The organism is Parasedimentitalea maritima (assembly GCF_005771405.1).
Classification (GTDB): domain Bacteria; phylum Pseudomonadota; class Alphaproteobacteria; order Rhodobacterales; family Rhodobacteraceae; genus Parasedimentitalea; species Parasedimentitalea maritima.
Genome location: NZ_VAUA01000007.1, coordinates 148,880 through 165,936, shown reverse-complemented (window position 1 = coordinate 165,936; position 17,057 = coordinate 148,880). Strand labels below are relative to the sequence as shown.

The 17,057-nt window shown below is 53.9% G+C and carries 19 protein-coding genes; 8 read left to right on the top strand and 11 right to left on the bottom strand.

What is annotated here, in order from left to right:
- Positions 1–26: 26 nt before the first annotated feature.
- Complete coding sequence (locus FEE96_RS14810; protein ID WP_138163902.1) at positions 27–800, top strand: helix-turn-helix domain-containing protein; 774 nt, start codon at positions 27–29, stop codon at positions 798–800.
- Between the two features lie 59 nt (positions 801–859).
- On the opposite strand, the gene FEE96_RS14805 is transcribed toward FEE96_RS14810, so the two are convergent.
- The 4 genes from FEE96_RS14805 to parC all read right to left on the bottom strand — a co-directional run bounded on the left by FEE96_RS14805 (position 860) and on the right by parC (position 5,807).
- Positions 860–1,294 carry a hypothetical protein gene (locus FEE96_RS14805; RefSeq protein WP_138163901.1) on the bottom strand — a complete coding sequence of 145 codons (435 nt, stop codon included), beginning with the start codon at positions 1,292–1,294 and terminating at the stop codon, positions 860–862.
- Between the two features lie 161 nt (positions 1,295–1,455).
- Positions 1,456–2,631 carry an elongation factor Tu gene (tuf, locus tag FEE96_RS14800; protein WP_138163900.1) on the bottom strand — a complete coding sequence of 392 codons (1,176 nt, stop codon included), beginning with the start codon at positions 2,629–2,631 and terminating at the stop codon, positions 1,456–1,458.
- 131 nt (positions 2,632–2,762) lie between these two features.
- A complete protein-coding gene (locus tag FEE96_RS14795; protein ID WP_138163899.1) occupies positions 2,763–3,338 on the bottom strand; it encodes a hypothetical protein in 576 nt (191 codons plus the stop codon).
- Positions 3,339–3,458: 120 nt separating this feature from the next.
- Positions 3,459–5,807 carry a DNA topoisomerase IV subunit A gene (parC, locus tag FEE96_RS14790; protein WP_138163898.1) on the bottom strand — a complete coding sequence of 783 codons (2,349 nt, stop codon included), beginning with the start codon at positions 5,805–5,807 and terminating at the stop codon, positions 3,459–3,461.
- 237 nt (positions 5,808–6,044) lie between these two features.
- Between parC and FEE96_RS14785 the strand changes: the two genes are divergently transcribed.
- From FEE96_RS14785 to FEE96_RS14760, 6 genes are all read left to right on the top strand, one after another.
- Entirely contained in the window at positions 6,045–6,680 is a 636-nt protein-coding gene (locus FEE96_RS14785) for an SH3 domain-containing protein (RefSeq protein ID WP_138163897.1), read from the top strand.
- A 54-nt stretch (positions 6,681–6,734) separates the two neighbouring features.
- Entirely contained in the window at positions 6,735–7,565 is an 831-nt protein-coding gene (locus tag FEE96_RS14780) for an SDR family NAD(P)-dependent oxidoreductase (RefSeq protein WP_138163896.1), read from the top strand.
- Positions 7,566–7,636: 71 nt separating this feature from the next.
- The gene (locus tag FEE96_RS14775; protein WP_138163895.1) at positions 7,637–7,843 is read left to right on the top strand and encodes a twin transmembrane helix small protein; all 207 of its coding nucleotides are present in this window, start codon (positions 7,637–7,639) and stop codon (positions 7,841–7,843) included.
- A gap of 2 nt (positions 7,844–7,845) precedes the next feature.
- On the top strand, positions 7,846–8,418 hold the full coding sequence (locus FEE96_RS14770) for a cob(I)yrinic acid a,c-diamide adenosyltransferase (RefSeq protein WP_138163894.1): 573 nt from the start codon (positions 7,846–7,848) through the stop codon (positions 8,416–8,418).
- 197 nt (positions 8,419–8,615) lie between these two features.
- Positions 8,616–9,374, top strand: a complete 759-nt coding sequence (locus tag FEE96_RS14765) for an electron transfer flavoprotein subunit beta/FixA family protein (protein ID WP_138163893.1) — start codon at positions 8,616–8,618, stop codon at positions 9,372–9,374.
- A complete protein-coding gene (locus FEE96_RS14760) occupies positions 9,374–10,303 on the top strand; it encodes an electron transfer flavoprotein subunit alpha/FixB family protein (RefSeq protein ID WP_138163892.1) in 930 nt (309 codons plus the stop codon). Before FEE96_RS14765 ends, FEE96_RS14760 begins: the two co-directional genes overlap by 1 nt.
- A gap of 102 nt (positions 10,304–10,405) precedes the next feature.
- On the opposite strand, the gene FEE96_RS14755 is transcribed toward FEE96_RS14760, so the two are convergent.
- Positions 10,406–11,242, bottom strand: a complete 837-nt coding sequence (locus FEE96_RS14755) for a DUF6473 family protein (protein WP_138163891.1) — start codon at positions 11,240–11,242, stop codon at positions 10,406–10,408.
- A gap of 156 nt (positions 11,243–11,398) precedes the next feature.
- On the opposite strand from FEE96_RS14755, the gene FEE96_RS14750 reads away from it, so the two are divergent.
- Positions 11,399–12,274, top strand: a complete 876-nt coding sequence (locus FEE96_RS14750) for a 3-hydroxybutyryl-CoA dehydrogenase (RefSeq protein ID WP_138163890.1) — start codon at positions 11,399–11,401, stop codon at positions 12,272–12,274.
- 114 nt (positions 12,275–12,388) lie between these two features.
- Here FEE96_RS14750 and FEE96_RS14745 read toward each other — a convergent pair whose 3' ends face one another.
- Genes FEE96_RS14745 through FEE96_RS14720 form a run of 6 tightly spaced genes read right to left on the bottom strand, consistent with a single transcriptional unit; the run spans position 12,389 to position 17,036 of the window.
- Complete coding sequence (locus tag FEE96_RS14745; RefSeq protein ID WP_138163889.1) at positions 12,389–13,282, bottom strand: lysophospholipid acyltransferase family protein; 894 nt, start codon at positions 13,280–13,282, stop codon at positions 12,389–12,391.
- A gap of 36 nt (positions 13,283–13,318) precedes the next feature.
- A complete protein-coding gene (locus tag FEE96_RS14740) occupies positions 13,319–13,588 on the bottom strand; it encodes an HPr family phosphocarrier protein (RefSeq protein WP_138163888.1) in 270 nt (89 codons plus the stop codon).
- Entirely contained in the window at positions 13,589–13,996 is a 408-nt protein-coding gene (locus FEE96_RS14735) for a PTS sugar transporter subunit IIA (RefSeq protein WP_138163887.1), read from the bottom strand.
- Positions 13,997–14,011: 15 nt separating this feature from the next.
- Positions 14,012–14,884: an RNase adapter RapZ gene (rapZ, locus tag FEE96_RS14730; RefSeq protein WP_138163886.1), complete on the bottom strand. Its 873-nt coding sequence runs from the start codon at positions 14,882–14,884 to the stop codon at positions 14,012–14,014.
- A complete protein-coding gene (locus FEE96_RS14725) occupies positions 14,871–15,314 on the bottom strand; it encodes an HPr kinase/phosphorylase (RefSeq protein WP_138163885.1) in 444 nt (147 codons plus the stop codon). Before FEE96_RS14725 ends, rapZ begins: the two co-directional genes overlap by 14 nt.
- Positions 15,315–15,323: 9 nt before the next feature.
- Positions 15,324–17,036 (bottom strand): sensor histidine kinase, encoded by a 1,713-nt coding sequence (locus FEE96_RS14720; protein ID WP_138163884.1) that lies wholly within the window; start codon positions 17,034–17,036, stop codon positions 15,324–15,326.
- Positions 17,037–17,057 lie beyond the last annotated feature (21 nt).

Sequence of the window (17,057 nt, the reverse complement as noted above, 5' to 3'; positions counted from 1 at the left end):
ACAGCAATTCCCTTGGAGGGAATAAAATGACTTCTTTTGGCCACGTCCTGAAAGACATCCGCGCGGCACGTGGAATGTCGCAAGCCACGCTGGCATTGGCACTGGATTCTACTCAACGACATCTGTCGTTCTTGGAAACCGGTCGCTCCCTGCCAACCGCTTCGTTTCTGGCTCGTATCTGCAGAACGCTGGATCTCAATATCGCCCAACGGGTCAATATCTACGACGCATCTGGCTTGACCAATCCCTATGCACAGCGTGACATGGGATCAGAAGAGATCCACGCCGCACTTGATATGATTGAACTAAGGGTGCTGAAAAACTGGCCCTTCCCGGCGCTGGTGCTGGACCCGGATTGGAACGTCCTGCGCAGCAATTCAGCGTTTGATCAGATTTTTGGCGGTTTGATTCCGCAGGGTAATGCGCCACCAAACCTCCTGGAGGTCATGATGAGTGAAATGTTTCAGGGGTTGGTTCAAAACTGGGACGAAGCCGCGGGGGTAATGTTCTATCGCCTCCAGCGCGCCGCTGCCCACAGCCCGCGCATCGCACAAGTGTTGCAGACCGCCCAGTCCCAAGGCCGCTTTGCCGGTATGGAACAGCATTTGGGCGAACTTGGTGAAATCCCAATTTTCCTGCCAATCCGCATCGCACTCCCAGAAGGGCCTGTGATGCAGCTCAGCTCGCTATTGGGCAAGCTTGCCTCCTGTCAGGACGCGTTAATCGAAGGGCTGGAAATCGAACTGATGGTGCCGCTTGATGAGGCATCGGAGCAAACGATGCGTGGAATGGCCAGTTGAACCAGAGGCGGTAGGAATTGATAAGAGCGGGCCAAAGCGTCAATTTGGAGAGCGCGGATTTATCTGCTGAGCATTTTTCTAGCCAGTGCTTTCAGTGTTGCCAACGCACCATCAGCCTCTTCATCCGCCTGAACAAAAGTTATGTTTAAAGGGTCTGGAGGCGATTTCGAAATCCTGCGCATTCCCAAAATCGCAGCAGCTTCGATACGAAGCTGTTCCCAAAAAGGATCGTGCTTCAACGCCTCTTCTGTCCAGTACTCAGGTTGGCCAAAGTGTTTTTCCAGTAGTTTGTCAAATGCCTTGATGTCAGGATTGCGATCAAGAAACCCGTCGCCTTTATGTAAAATGGCAGTTTCGAAATCCGAGGCCAAATCGTCCGCCACACCAGTAAAGCTGCAATAGAGATCAAATTGTACATCTGCCGGTTGGGCAAATGTCCGTAACAACCATGTCAAATCTGGATATGGCTTTCTGGCGCTATCTGCTTTGTTCATGGCCAATAGACTGCATCGAAAATTTTTCAAAGGAAAGCCAAACAACTTAAAATGCAAAAAGGGCCGCCGTTAGGCAGCCCTTCTTTATCTTCTCATCGGTGTGGCTTTCGGGAGCTTTTGCCTAGGCAAAAGCCCCTGTCGCCCTCACAGCAAAGCTATGATTACTCGACGATTTTTGACACAACGCCAGCACCAACGGTGCGGCCGCCTTCGCGGATCGCGAAGCGGAGGCCGGTTTCCATCGCGATTGGTGCGATCAGCTCAACGTTGAACTTCAGGTTGTCGCCTGGCATCACCATTTCTGTGCCCTCGGGCAGAACAACGGTACCAGTGACGTCTGTTGTCCGGAAGTAGAACTGTGGACGGTAGTTGGCGAAGAATGGGGTGTGACGACCACCTTCTTCTTTGGTCAGGATATAGGACTCAGCTTCGAACTTCGTGTGTGGGTTCACCGACTTAGGTGCACACAGAACCTGGCCACGCTCAACGCCGTCACGGTCAACACCGCGCAGCAATGCGCCAACGTTGTCGCCAGCTTCACCGCGATCCAGCAGCTTGCGGAACATTTCAACACCGGTACAGGTGGTTTTCTTGGTGTCGCGGATACCAACGATTTCGATTTCGTCGCCAACGTTGATCACGCCACGCTCAATACGGCCAGTCACAACGGTACCACGACCGGAGATCGAGAACACGTCTTCCACAGGCATCAGGAACGGCTGGTCAACAGCACGCTCTGGTGTTGGGATATAGTCGTCAACCGCAGCCATCAGAGCAACAATCGAGTCTTTACCGATGTTGTCGTCACGCTCTTCCATAGCGGCCAGAGCCGAACCAGGAATCACAGGAATGTCGTCGCCAGGGTATTCGTAAGAAGACAGCAGCTCGCGGATTTCCATTTCCACCAGTTCCAGCAGCTCTTCGTCGTCAACCTGGTCAACTTTGTTCATGTAGACAACCATGTACGGGATGCCAACCTGGCGACCCAGCAGGATGTGCTCACGTGTCTGCGGCATTGGGCCGTCAGCAGCGTTAACAACCAAGATAGCGCCGTCCATCTGAGCCGCACCAGTGATCATGTTTTTCACGTAGTCAGCGTGACCTGGGCAGTCAACGTGAGCGTAGTGACGGGTCTCGGTTTCATACTCAACGTGGGCGGTCGAGATGGTGATACCACGGGCTTTTTCTTCCGGTGCGCCATCGATCTGGTCGTAGGCCTGGAAGTCACCAAAGTACTTGGTGATCGCTGCGGTCAGCGTGGTTTTGCCGTGGTCAACGTGGCCGATGGTGCCGATGTTGACGTGTGGTTTGGTACGTTCGAACTTTTCCTTAGCCATAATCTAGGCGCCCTTTTAGTAGGAGGATCGACAACCGACCCGGATCATTATCGCGCGCGACATATTGCCTTTGCGCACAGAAATCAAGCAGATCGTAATTGAAACTTTGATGACAGTTGTTTGACCGGTGCTTAGCTGGGAGCTGCCGGGTCTTCTTCCACGTTCTCTACGCGTTCATCAAACCAGCCACTTTCCAGATGTTGCTCGGCGATCCACTCTTCAACGGCATCAACGATGTTCAGGGAGAGGCCGGCAATCTGTTCTTCCTTAGTCCGCGTATGACCAGAGCCAAGAATAACGCTTTCACCGGTTGTGCTTTCAAATATTTCCATTTGATGCTTCTTGGCCAAGTATTCCTGGCCCGCAACATCATACACAAAGACATTCACCACGGCGACGCTTTTGGGGTTTAGTACAATAGGAACACCCGGAGGCGCCAACATGAAACCTTCTAGTGTGATCGCTACATCATATTCCTGCGTGCCCTCGTAGCGCCGCAACCGCGTATCAAGAGCATTCTGCAAATCTGCATTCCAATCCGAAGCTTCGGCATTACGTGACAGCGGCCACTGTAATGCCTTGTCAGTATAGATATAGCCAACGCGCATTTTGAACGTGCCCAGATCCTCCTGCGCCTCATCCATTAAGGTTTCACCACAGGCGGTCAGCAGCGAAAGGGACGCCAGAAAAGCAATAAGTCGGATCATAATTGGGTCTCTTTTCAGAAAAAGTTCTGACCAGATAGACTGCTACTATGTGTCTGGTAAAGCATAAGAGGCATCTCCCCCAGCACAGGTGGCACTGGGGTCACAGGTTTCAGCCTAATTTCAGTCGAATTTGTACGACCGCGGAAAGCCATAAGGCGGACGCTTGCCAACTCCGGCACGTTTCCCCAGCCACTGGCTAAGGTCCTGCTCATGGCGGGTTTTACCCCCACCCATTTCCCAGGTCAGGCCACTGTCCCAATCAAACGTGGTGACATCACTCAACCCACCGTCCAACTCCAGAGACCCCTGTTTGCCGCGCGCCATATTGTACTTTTGCAAGCGCACACCTTTGCCACGGTTCAAATCAGGCATTTCTTCAACAGAGAACACCAGGAATTTTCCGTTTTCGGACACTACAGCAACGTGATCGCCGATCACCGGCACACAGATTTTGGCTCGATCATCACCTTTGACATTCAGTACCTGCTTGCCACTACGCGTCTGGGCGACAATTTCTTTTTCGGCACAGATGAAGCCATTGCCAACGGATGAGGCAACCAGCAGCTTGCCCTCGGGCTGGTGAATGAACAGCTCGACGAGTTCAACTTCGTTGGGCAGGTCAACAATTAGTCGCAGCGGTTCCCCCATGCCCCGCCCACCTGGCAGGTTGGCGGCACTGATGGTGTAGAAGCGACCATTACTGCCAAAGGCCAATAACCGGTCGGTGGTTTCAGCATGAAAGACAAACCGCGGGCCATCACCGTCTTTGAATTTGAGTTCACGATTCAGATCGATATGGCCGGTCATTGCCCGGATCCAGCCCATTTGACTGCACACCACCGTTATAGGTTCACGGTCGATCATTGCCTCGAGCGGGACTTCTTCGACCTCGCCAGCTTCGGCAAACATAGTGCGGCGGGCGCCACCTTCATAATTTTTCCCGAACTGTTTCTTGGTCTCTTTCAGCTGCGCCGAAATACGAGACCACTGCAGCTCTTCTGACCCCAGCAGCTCTACCAGCTCAGCGCGTTCCTCACGTAGTGCATCACGCTCACGAACCAATTCGATTTCTTCCAGACGGCGCAACGAACGCAACCGCATGTTCAGAATCGCCTCGGCCTGCACCTCGGTCAGCTCACCCTTACCGTACACTGGCGAGACATATTCTGCTTCGGTCAGCGCACGCGGGTGATCCAGGTCCCAATTTTCGCGCATCAGCGCTGCTTTGGGATCATCATCATAACGGATGATTTCGATGACCCGATCAAGATTGAGGAAGGCAATGATAAAGCCTGCCAAGACCTCTAACCGGTGATCGATCTTGTCCATTCGGTGTCGTGACCGACGTTGCAACACATCACGCCGATGATCCAAAAAGGCGCGCAGCACCTCTTTCATAGAACAAACCTTGGGGGTGACCCCATCGATCAACACGTTCATGTTGAGTGAGAACCGCACCTCAAGATCTGAGCTGCGGTACATCATGTTCATCAGCACTTCGGGATCGACGTTCTTGGACCGCGGTTCCAGCACCACCCGGATGTCTTCGGCTGATTCGTCGCGGATATCGCCAAGAATCGGCACTTTCTTGGTTTGGATCAGCTCAGCGATTTTTTCGATCAGCTTGGATTTCTGTACCTGATACGGGATCTCGGTGACCACGATCTGCCATTGACCGCGCCCCAGATCCTCAACTTCGTATTTACAGCGCAACCGGAACGACCCACGGCCAGTGCGATAGGCTTGGGCAATGTTTTCTGGAGGCTCGACGATGATACCGCCAGTTGGAAAATCTGGCCCAGGCACATGGTTCAGCAGCGTATCGTCGCGCGCATCCGGAGTTTTAATCAGGTGCAGGCAGGCGTCGATCAGTTCGGCGATATTATGCGGCGGGATATTGGTCGCCATGCCCACTGCAATGCCTGACGATCCGTTGGCGAGAATATTGGGGAAAGTCGCCGGCAAAACAGCCGGTTCAGTCAGTCGACCGTCGTAGTTATCGCGAAAATCCACCGCATTTTCAGACAGACCTTCCAGCATCGCCTCGGCGATAAAGGTCATCCGCGCCTCGGTGTAACGCGATGCGGCCGGGTTATCGCCGTCGATATTGCCAAAGTTACCTTGACCATCAACCAGCGGATAGCGGACGTTGAAGTCCTGCGCCAAACGCGCCATCGCGTCATAGATCGCAGCATCCCCATGAGGGTGGAAATCCCCCATGGTATCGCCTGAAATCTTGGCAGACTTCAGAAACCCACCGGATGAGGTCAACCTGAGGCGACTCATCGCATAGAGGATTCGTCGATGCACAGGCTTTAGCCCGTCGCGCGCATCCGGCAGCGCACGGTGCATGATAGTGCTTAGCGCATAGGTCAGATAGCGCTCGCCAATCGCTCGGCGCAGCGGTTCCAGGATCTCGCCCCCTTCAGGAGAGGACGGCACATCGGTGTGGTCTACCAAATCGGTCATACATTGGTGATACTTGCCCGGCCCAAGTTGGTAAAGCGGCTGGCGTGAAATTCCTGCTTTATCGGACCTTTGTGGATCAACGGGCAACAATTGGGGGAGAAACGTGCAGTATCTCCCCTATATTCTTATCGCTGATCTGCACTAGTATTAGAACCCTGACATTCTGCAGTCAGAGCTTTTGTACATAGCATTCATTTAGCAATTTTCTCATGTCCACAATTGTCGGGGGATAGCGCCATGTCGCGCTTTGTAATGGTATCGTTTTTGTTCATGGGTTGGTCGTTCTACGAGTTGAGCGGTGGCCGCGATTTTGTGCCGCCAATAAAGCCAGATCCCATTGCGGTTGCTAAGATTGAGCCTGCTGCCAAACCCCAGGTGACGGCAGCTTCTCTGGTCACAACACCCGTGCGCCGCCCTGTCCTGCAAACTCGTACAAATCGAGAAGCCCGCGCTTTACCCGATCGCCCTGTTGCCGATCCCAACTTACGGTCCGAAATCGCCCTGGCTCAAATTGCGGCTGTTGGCGACGCGTTTAAGATAGAACTGGGTACCAACGGACTTCAGCCTACGTCTCCCGGATTGCAACTGGCGTCACTTGATGGTGGGTTGATGCCTCTGGCCTCCGACGAGGTTGAGCCAACCGTTTTTATCCCACTTGAGCCCCCCGCTGAAACCACGGAAGACCTGCGCATTGTAACCGCAACACGTGTCAATATGCGGGACGGGCCTGGCACCGTTTACCCCGTCGTCACGCAACTCAACCGCAACGCATCTGTAGCGGTCATCGATGACAACGGCACTGGCTGGTTAAAGCTGCGAGTCGTCGACAGCGAACAGGTCGGATGGATTGCAGCTTCCTTGATCAGCAAGTAGCGTCCATAAACGGGGCAAAACAACGACCCCGGCGACCCTGAGCAACGAGACATGATGCAAAAAACCATTCTGATTACTGGCTGTTCCTCTGGGATTGGCTTGGATGCCGCACGTGGCATGCGGGATCGCGGCTGGACCGTATTTGCATCCTGCCGCCAGCAACGCGACTGTGACCGAATGCGAGCCGAGGGCTTTGACAGCCCTTTGATCGATTATACCCAGCCAGAAACCATCACAGCTGGCTTGCAAGACGTTTTGTCCTCCACTGGTGGTGCACTGGACGCGCTGTTCAACAACGGAGCGCACGGTTTGCCCGGCGCGGTTGAGGATCTGCCAACTGATGGTCTGAGGGCCATTTTCGAAGCCAACTTCTTTGGTTGGCACGAATTAACCCGACAAGTGATTCCCGTGATGCGGCAACAGGGACACGGCCGCATCGTGCAAAACTCGTCGATTCTGGGGCTTGTCGCGTTTCCTTGGCGAGGCGCCTATGTCGCAACCAAATACGCCATTGAAGGTATGGCCGACACCCTCCGGCTTGAGCTGCGTGACAGCGGCATCAAAGTGGTATTGATCGAACCCGGCCCGGTGACATCAAAAATTCGGGTGAATTCCATCCCACATTTTGAACGCTTTGTTGATTGGAAAAATTCAGCTCTGCGTACGCAATACGAAAGCAGCCTGTTAAAGCGCCTGTATCACAGCGATGGGCCCGACACCTTTGAATTGCCTGCTTCCGCCGTGACGGCAAAACTGATTCATGCCTGCGAATCGCGCCGCCCGCGCCCGCGGTATTACGTCACAACTCCAACTCATATTGGCGGCTTTCTAAGACGTATCCTCACCACCCGTGCCACCGATCGCATTCTGGCGCGGCTGCGCTAAAAAACCCGGTCGCTTTCCATCTACACGCAGGCTAGACCAAGATTAGGAGATTAACGGACTACGAGGGTATAATGGCTGATCCACTCTTTTATCTGGTTGTTGCAGCAATCATTTCGGTCGTTTTGGTGTTAATCATCGGAATTGCCGGATACGGCAAAGGTGGCGAGTTCAACGCCAAGTACAGCAACAAGATGATGCGACTGCGCATTCTGCTTCAGTTCATTGCGGTGCTTTTGATCCTTGCCTATGCCTATTTGAAAGGCCAGGGAGGCCAATAACCATGGTGGTTCTGAACAAGATTTACACCCGCACTGGCGACAAAGGGGATACAGCGCTTGGCAACGGAGAGCGCGTCGCTAAACACGCGGCCCGCGTAAACGCCTATGGTACATCGGACGAGCTGAACGCCTTTGTCGGGGTTGCACGTTTGCAGGCCGACAATGAAATGGATACCGCTTTGATGCGCATCCAGAATGATCTGTTCGATCTGGGCGCTGATCTATGTCGCCCGGAAATGGACCAGGATGCCAAGGCAGAGTACCCGCCGCTCCGCATGGTGACCGCACAGGTTGACCGGTTGGAAACCGAAATCGATGCGATGAACAAGGACCTGAGCCCCTTGCGCAGCTTTGTACTGCCCGGCGGATCCGCACTCTCTGCACATCTCCATGTCTGTCGCACGGTGGCAAGACGTGCCGAGCGTCTGGCTACCGACTTGGCCAGCAGTGAAGAGATCAATTCAGCTGCGGTGAAGTATCTGAACCGTTTATCCGATTGGTTTTTTGTTGCTGCGCGCGTGGCAAACGACAACGGAGCAGACGATGTGCTGTGGGTTCCCGGAGCGAACCGGTAGCCAGAGACCGCCGATCAAAGATTTCCGATGCGCAACATTCTTGCAAAGATGTTGATCCAAACCACCAAACGCGACGTCGGTGATAGAAAACGTGACGATTTTGCCCTGTTATGCTGGCAATACAGCCGGTATCAACACCGCATAAGCATGAAGGGGAGTCGCCCGCCGACTTGCCGTTTGTTAAGGAGAGACGCCAAATGAAGGTACTTGTGCCTGTCAAACGCGTGATTGATTACAACGTGAAGGTTCGTGTGAAAGCGGACGGAAGCGGTGTCGATCTCGCCAATGTTAAAATGTCGATGAACCCATTTGACGAGATTGCCGTCGAAGAGGCCATCCGCCTAAAAGAGGCTGGGAAGGCAGACGAGATTATTGCGGTCTCGATCGGTGTTAAACAGGCTCAGGAAACCCTGCGCACTGCACTAGCCATGGGTGCAGATCGCGCCATTTTGGTTGTTGCTGCAGACGACGTGCAAACCGACATCGAGCCACTGGCTGTCGCTAAGATCCTTGCCAAGATTGTTGAAGAAGAGCAGCCCGGGCTGGTTTTGGCCGGCAAGCAGGCGATCGACAACGACATGAACGCCACTGGTCAGATGCTGTCGGCTCTGCTGGGCTGGTCGCAGGGTACTTTTGCCTCTGAGCTGGACATTGACGGTGATAGCGCTGTTGTGACTCGCGAAGTAGACGGCGGCTTGCAGACTATCAAAGTTGCGATGCCCGCCATTGTTACGGTTGACCTGCGCCTGAACGAGCCGCGTTATGCGAGCCTTCCAAACATCATGAAGGCCAAGAAAAAGCCGCTGGATGCCAAAACCGCCGAAGATTACGGCGTTGATGTCACCCCGCGTCTGGAAATTGTATCGACCACTGAACCAGATGCCCGCGCCGCTGGTATCATCGTGGGTTCGGTTGACGAACTGGTTGAGAAACTCAAAGAAGCGGGGGCTGTGTAATGGCTGTTCTTCTCCTTGCTGAAGTGACCGACGGCGCGTTGGCGCTGGATGCCACTGCCAAAGCTGTGACCGCAGCCGGTTCACTCGGTGATATTACCGTGCTCTGCGCTGGCGCTGCCGCCGCTGCTGCTGGCGACGAAGCTGCAAAAATCGCTGGTGTGGCCAAAGTTCTGGTTGCCGAAGATGCATCGCTGGGCCACCGCCTGGCGGAACCCACTGCGGCGCTGATCGCCGGTTTGGCTGGCGACTACGAGCACATCGTTGCTCCGGCCACGACTGATGCCAAAAACGTGCTGCCGCGCGTCGCGGCCCTGCTGGATGTGATGGTGCTGTCGGATGTTTCAGGTGTTGTCGATGGCAACACATTCGAGCGCCCGATCTATGCGGGTAACGCCATTCAGACCGTCAAATCATCTGATGCCAAAAAGGTTATTTCCTTCCGGACATCAACCTTTGATGCAGCTGGCGATGGCGGTTCTGCCTCGGTTGAAACCATTGGTGCCGCTGAAAACCCTGGCCTGTCCGAGTGGGTTGAAGATAAGGTCGCCGCAAGCGACCGCCCCGAGCTGACCTCGGCTGGTGTGGTTGTATCCGGTGGTCGTGGTGTTGGGTCAGAGGATGACTTCAAACTGATCGAAGCCCTGGCCGACAAGCTAGGCGCCGCGGTTGGTGCCTCGCGTGCTGCGGTTGATTCTGGTTATGCACCAAATGACTGGCAAGTGGGTCAGACAGGCAAGGTGGTAGCACCGGACCTCTATGTCGCAGTTGGCATCTCAGGTGCGATCCAGCACCTGGCAGGCATGAAGGACTCCAAGATCATCGTCGCCATCAACAAAGACGAAGAAGCACCTATTTTCCAGGTCGCTGATTTTGGTCTGGTGGCTGACCTGTTCCAGGCGGTTCCGGAATTGACCGAAAAACTGGGCTAACTGCCCCAAAGGTGCGTGCCAGCACGCACCCTACCCCAAAAAACCAATGGCCCGCTGATTGAACAGCGGGCCATTGTTGTATTGGTCAATGTTTTAACCGCGTTAGTCCGCAGCCAAAGCCCGGCGTAGCCCATCCGACGCAGCATTGGCTATGCGCATATGCTCCATCGGGCCAATCATATGCCCCGCTGTCGGAAGATCCATTTGGCCAAGCACCATTCCATCGATGTCGTCGGCCCCACCTGCGGTTTGCACCGGCACTTCAATCACGTCTTTCACCATTGAGCGCAGCGCATCAACCATTGGCCGGTCAACCAAAGCTGGTTCTTGTCCCAACGCAACGCCGCCATCAACACCCTGCCCTAGGTCATAGCGCAACCAGAGTAGTACAACGCGGCCTTCCAGCGTTTCAATCATGCTGCTCATTCGCTTAACCCAGGCAGTCTGTAATTCTGCGCGTACTGCCTCAAAACGCTCAGCCGAACAGGCTTCCAATCCCGTCAGCAAGTGTTTGTTGAAATGGTAGTCGGTAAAATCCACCTCGCTGTACAGTTTGCTTAGCGTTTCGCTCGCTTGCAGAAAACGATCATTGCGTCTGGGGTGGACCCTGTACAACCTGTTAGAAAGGTTTTGCGCCCCCAAGACCTGCAACACAGTCATTTCCGCGTCACGCGCCAATGACATCAGCGCCTCGTCCTGCACGAAACTGTCAAGACCGGCGTTCACGCTGCCCAGATTAACGCAGGTTTGCCCTAGCGTCTCTTCCAACTGGGCAGCAAAAGGTTGTTTAACATATCGGCCATAAACTTCGGTTCCACCCATAAACGCCAAATATGGCGAATCCAGATCCCGACGCGGCCCTCGTACCAATAATTTCGACGTGCCATAGCGGCACGGCTCATCCAAAAGCGCCATTGCGCCTGTCTGTTCGTAGCTCATACTACCCACCAAATTTTCACCCGTGGATCACTTTGAACCGAGTCCCTTTCCAAAAAGCTAATGTGAAAATTTGCTTAAATACGGTGCGATCTGACTTGTAACCGGCACGGCCCCATCGGTATGGTCTGGCCGCAGGCAACCCGAAAGGCCAAAGCCATGATCATTCAAAAAATCGGCATCATCGGTGCAGGACAGATGGGCAATGGAATTGCGCATGTGATGGCTCTGGCTGGCTATGATGTTGTGCTAAACGATGTTAGCCAAGAAGCGCTGGACAACGCAATTGTTGCGATCGAAAAGAACCTGGCACGTCAGGTGAGCAAGGAAAAGATTACCTCCGATGCGATGAGCACAGCAATGGCTCGGATCACATCTACGCTAACGCTGGCCGATGTCGGCAAGACCGATTTGGTAATCGAAGCGGCCACCGAGCGTGAAACCGTCAAGCAAGCAATTTTTGACGAATTGTTGCCACATCTACAGCCACATACGATTTTGACCTCGAACACTTCGTCGATTTCGATCACCCGGCTTGCGTCTCGGACTGACCGACCCGAACGATTTATGGGCTTTCACTTCATGAACCCGGTTCCAGTGATGCAGCTTGTAGAGCTGATTCGCGGTATCGCCACCGACCAGGACACTTATGCGGCCTGTCATGCTGTAGTTGAACGGCTTGGCAAAACCGCCGCAAGTGCAGAAGATTTCCCTGCTTTTATCGTCAATCGCATTTTGATGCCGATGATCAACGAGGCGGTCTATACCCTCTACGAAGGCGTTGGTTCGGTCCAGTCAATTGATCTGTCCATGAAGCTTGGCGCCAATCACCCGATGGGACCACTGGAGCTGGCTGACTTTATTGGCCTGGACACCTGCCTGGCAATTATGAACGTTTTGCACGACGGATTGGCAGATACCAAGTACCGCCCCTGTCCGCTGCTTACAAAATATGTTGAGGCCGGCTGGCTTGGGCGCAAGACCCAGCGTGGGTTTTATGACTACCGCGGCGAGACACCCGTCCCCACCCGCTAGGCTCATAGAACCAAATTCAAAAAACACTCTGGAGCAGCAAGGCTCCAGAGTTTCAATGATCAGAGATCTAGCAATCTGCGCGTTGTCTTGAATCAAATCACGATCAAGACAACTTCAGTCTTTATCACCCAAAGACAAGGTATGCTGCCGCAACCATGCCATAAAGCCGCGAGGATCGCTGCTTAAGCGTTCCATTTGCTCGTCACTTAGCAGCTCACCGACCACGGGGGCCTGCGGCTTGTGGCAGGATCGAACAATCTCATGCAGCAAGAGCCCCTGACGCAGTATTGCCGAAATTCTGTTGGCAATCTGATAGGCACGGGAATTACTGCCAGGAAAAAATATTGGTACAACGCGCGCGCCTGATCGTCGGATCAGCTGAGCAGTGAACACATTCCACTCAGCTTCTTGCGCGGGACCAAACCAGCTCTCGGATGACATCACCACGCCAGAGGGAAACAGCGCCACAACGCCACCCTCTTTCAAATGTGCCATCGCCTTGGCGCGCATTTCGACCATCTTGCTCTGCACGTCCGGGTCATGCGGAAACGGAACCGGAATCATGAATGAGGTGGCGGCTTCATCCAGCCCGGTCAAAACCGAACGGGTCAGGATGCGATAGTCTTGGCGCACCCGCCCCACCAGATCAGCAAAAATCATTCCATCGACCATACCGTGCGGATGATTGGCAACCACCACCACAGGACCATCCGTTGGAATGTTGCGCAGCTGTTCTGCAGGGGTTTGTAGCTCAATCCCCATAATGTTCAGTGCACCGCGCCAGAATTTCTGCCCACGAAACTCTGCGTTTTGTTTTTCAAACTTTTTGACCATACGGAGAATGGTAAATTTGCCAGTCAGCCATTCGATGCATCGGATGGCAAGCGACGTCCAGCGGTCATCAAAGGAGTTGGCATAGGTCAATGCGCGACGGTCATAGACCTCGCCGACCTGTTGCTCCGCTTTGGTAGTGCGGTCGCTGTCCCTATCCTGAGCGGTGTCCGCCACTATCGTATTCCTGTTCTTCTATAACTCGGCCTGGGCTCAGAAACCTTCGCCAAACTTGTCAGCCACCAAAGTCTCCAGAGCATGTGCCAATGCATCGCTGTCTGGTCCTGAAGTCTCGACGTCAATAGTCGTTCCTTTTGAGGCTGCCAACATCAAAAGCCCCATGATGCTGTCACCAGAGGCTGACAATCCATCACGCGACACCTCAGCACTGGCATCGAACCCTTCAACCACCTCAACCAGCCTGGCCGAAGCGCGGGCGTGCAGCCCTTTCTCGTTCACAATTTTAAGTGTTTTTTGCGTCATCTAAATCGATTGCTCCCCTTCGGGGCTGATATTTTGCGAATTAATATACTTTTTGCCGGCTTCCATTGCCTGGCGCACGGCATCCGCCACAGGCAGATGCCGGGATTTCGCTAGCTTAATCAGCAACGGCAAGTTTGCGCCATACAGAATCCGGCGATTGTTCGGGGCGCAGGCCCGCAAGCTAAGGTTCGAGGGTGAACCACCAAACAGGTCAGTGACCACGACCACACCAGCTCCGCTGTCCACCGTATTTGCCGCTGTACAGATCTCTTGCTGTTTGGCATCCCGATCGTCATCGGGACCGATGGAAATAGCTTTCAGAGACGGTTGCTCACCGACAACATGCTCCACAGCGGCCAGGTACTCCCTAGCCAACCCGCCATGCGCAACTATCACAATCCCGATCAATCCGGCCTCTCCGTTCTACTGCTGGCCTTGCAGCTCGCGATGTCTAATTGACACCTGCTGGCCATCTTCTGCAAGGGCTTTGGCCAGAGTTTCTGCCAAAGTCACTGATCGATGTTGTCCTCCGGTGCAACCAAAGGCAATCGACAGGTGCGATTTGCCTTCTTCGCGATACGCAGGCAACAACATTCTCGTCAGCCCCAGCACCCGATCGAAGAATTCAGCATACCGCGGATCATTCATCACATGTGCCTGCACAGCCGAATCGCGCCCATTCAGACTGCGTAGTTTCTCTTGCCAATAGGGGTTCGTCAGGAATCGGCAATCAAATACCATATCAACACTGTGCGGGATGCCACGTTTGTAGGAAAAACTTTGAATTGAGAGCGCAAGCGACCGTCCACCGGGGGCAAACCAATGTTCGATCTCAGCCTTCAGCTGATGCACATTCAAATCTGAAGTATCGAGTAACAAGTCCGCTCGCTCGCTGATTGGCCGCATCAGGTCAAGCTCCCGTTTCACACCGATCTCGGGCGTTTCAGCCGGAGCGAGAGGGTGCCGACGTCGGGTTTCGGAATATCGACGCAGCAGCACTTCCGGCCGTGCATCCAAATACAAAACAGTGAGTTGCGCGTGTTGATATCCTTCCAACACAGCGATCAGATCCAACAACGATTCAGTTGAAAAATCTCGGTTGCGACTATCCAGCCCCAGTGCGATTGGCGACTTTACTTCTTCACTGATCACAAGACGCGGCAATAACCTTAGTGGCAGATTATCAATTGCCTCAAAGCCAAGATCTTCAAGCACATTGATAGCACTGGACCGCCCCGCACCAGATGGACCTGTCACCAATACCAAAGGCATCAAAGTTTCATTACGTTCCTGCATCTGGATCCCGCCGTCCACACTTCAAATATTGTAGCAGAGCCGGTGCTAAATGGGCAGCATCAAACCTGCGCAACAGTGTCACTGTCTGACCCAGAATTTCGGTATTGAGAGAGACAGGCAACCGATCTTGCTCTGTACTGTCCATATCGATCACCGCACAAATCGCAGACTGCTGACAATACTCAGCTTGCAGCAACCCCAAACCTCGCGCCTCTATCAATCCAGCAAGCACCGAGGGCGACCGAGCGATTAACTCTTCATGCTCTACCGACAGCAACACTTTATCATCCGCAACCAGTGTCGCACCCAACGCGATCAACGCCAACGCAAGTGTCGACTTTCCGCTGCCGGATTCACCGCGAATCAGCAAGCCACGGCCATTCAGCGTGACACAGGATGCATGCAGGCACAGATCTTGTCCGTCGCCCACATTCACGTCCTAGACCGGCAATCCAACAACAAACCGAGCACCCAGAGGTTCCGAAGTGAGGTCCATTTCAGTTGGGCGAATATTCTCGGCCCAAACCACGCCGCCATGTGCTTCGACAATTTGTTTGGAAATCGCCAAGCCAAGACCTGAATTATTGCCGAAATGTTCTTCTGGTCGTTGTGAGTAGAACCGCTTGAAGATCTTGCTAAGCGCTTGATCCGGAATGCCCGGACCGGTGTCCTCAACTACAACAAGCACACGATTTGCCCGGCGTCGTGCCCAGACCCGAATTGCATCGCCTTCGTCACAGAAGGAAATCGCATTGGTGATCAGGTTGACAAAAACCTGCGCCAACCGTGCTTCAAGCCCAGTGATCATAATCGGACCCTCGGCCAGATCCGTTATATAGTCGATCCCTTTGCCGCGTGCATCTTCGCCCAAGTATTGGTTCAGATTGCCCAGCATAACCAGCAGATCGAAGTTTTCTTCTTCTTCCTTCACCAACTCGGCATCCAGTCGAGAAGCATTGGAAATATCACTGACCAGCCGATCCAAACGCCGCACGTCATGTTCGATCACTTCCAATAGTTTTTCGCGTTGGTCGTCACGTTTGACAATCCGCATTGTGCCAACCGCCGATTGCAAGCTGGCAAGAGGGTTCTTAATTTCATGCGCAACATCTGCAGCGAACTGCTCATTGCTATCGATGCGGCTATACAAGGCTTTGACCATGCCGCGAAGTGCCCGACTAAGGCGACCGATTTCATCCGGGCGGGCAGAGAGATCCGGGATACGAATGCGACCCGGCTGGACTTTGCGAGAATCACGATCGCGGCCAAGCTCGGCGGCTTCAGCCAGATCGGCCAATGGGTTGGCGATGGTTGACGCCAGCACCAGCGAAAGGCCAACGGAAACCAGCAAAGCAACAACAAACATCTGAAAAACACGCTCTCGCTCGTTGCGAACAAAAGCATCGATTTCACCCGTCGGGGATGCCACTGCAACCACCCCAATCGGCTGACCTTGCCGCAAAATGGGTGTCACAGCAGTGAACACAGTACCACCGGCAGTATCAACAATGGATTCGATCTTGGTCCCATCAGACAAAGTGCGGGGAACCATGCTGCTCAGCTGACTTACCAGAGTGTCATGTTCAGCCGCAGGACCGGACGGCAGAATACGCTCCAAGACAGACCACAGCGCCAACAACCCATCACTGATCAAGGTCGTTCCCGTTTGACCGCCATTCAAGTGATCTTCCAGCGCCTCGTTGACCGAGTCACCCTTGGTTTGGCCAATCAGATTTTCAGCAGCATCGAAAACATAAACTTCGACCCCAGAGCGCAGGCTTAGCCCTGCCAGAGTATTGTCTGTATCAATGCCATCGCCTGCGGACAGGCTTTCGGTATCAGTCGCCGAGAGTTGGGCCTCAAACACATCAGCGATCAAACGGGCTTCACCAACTAGGGCACCGGCCCGTTGCAAAACCAGACTTTGACGTGAGGAATCCAGATAGAGAACACCCAATACCAGGATGAACAGCGCAACCAGATTAAAGGTAATGATTTTACGTGTAAGCGGTGATCCCTTTAAGGAAAACAGCCTGCGGCGGGCCCGCTTGGCCTGCATTTCCTGCGCAACAGTGTGTTCCGGAGCGACCCAATCGTCGCCCAGAACTACATCACCATCGTGCTGGTTCTGTGTCATACCCGTGTCGCGCATTAGCGCCCTTCCACCAAGACC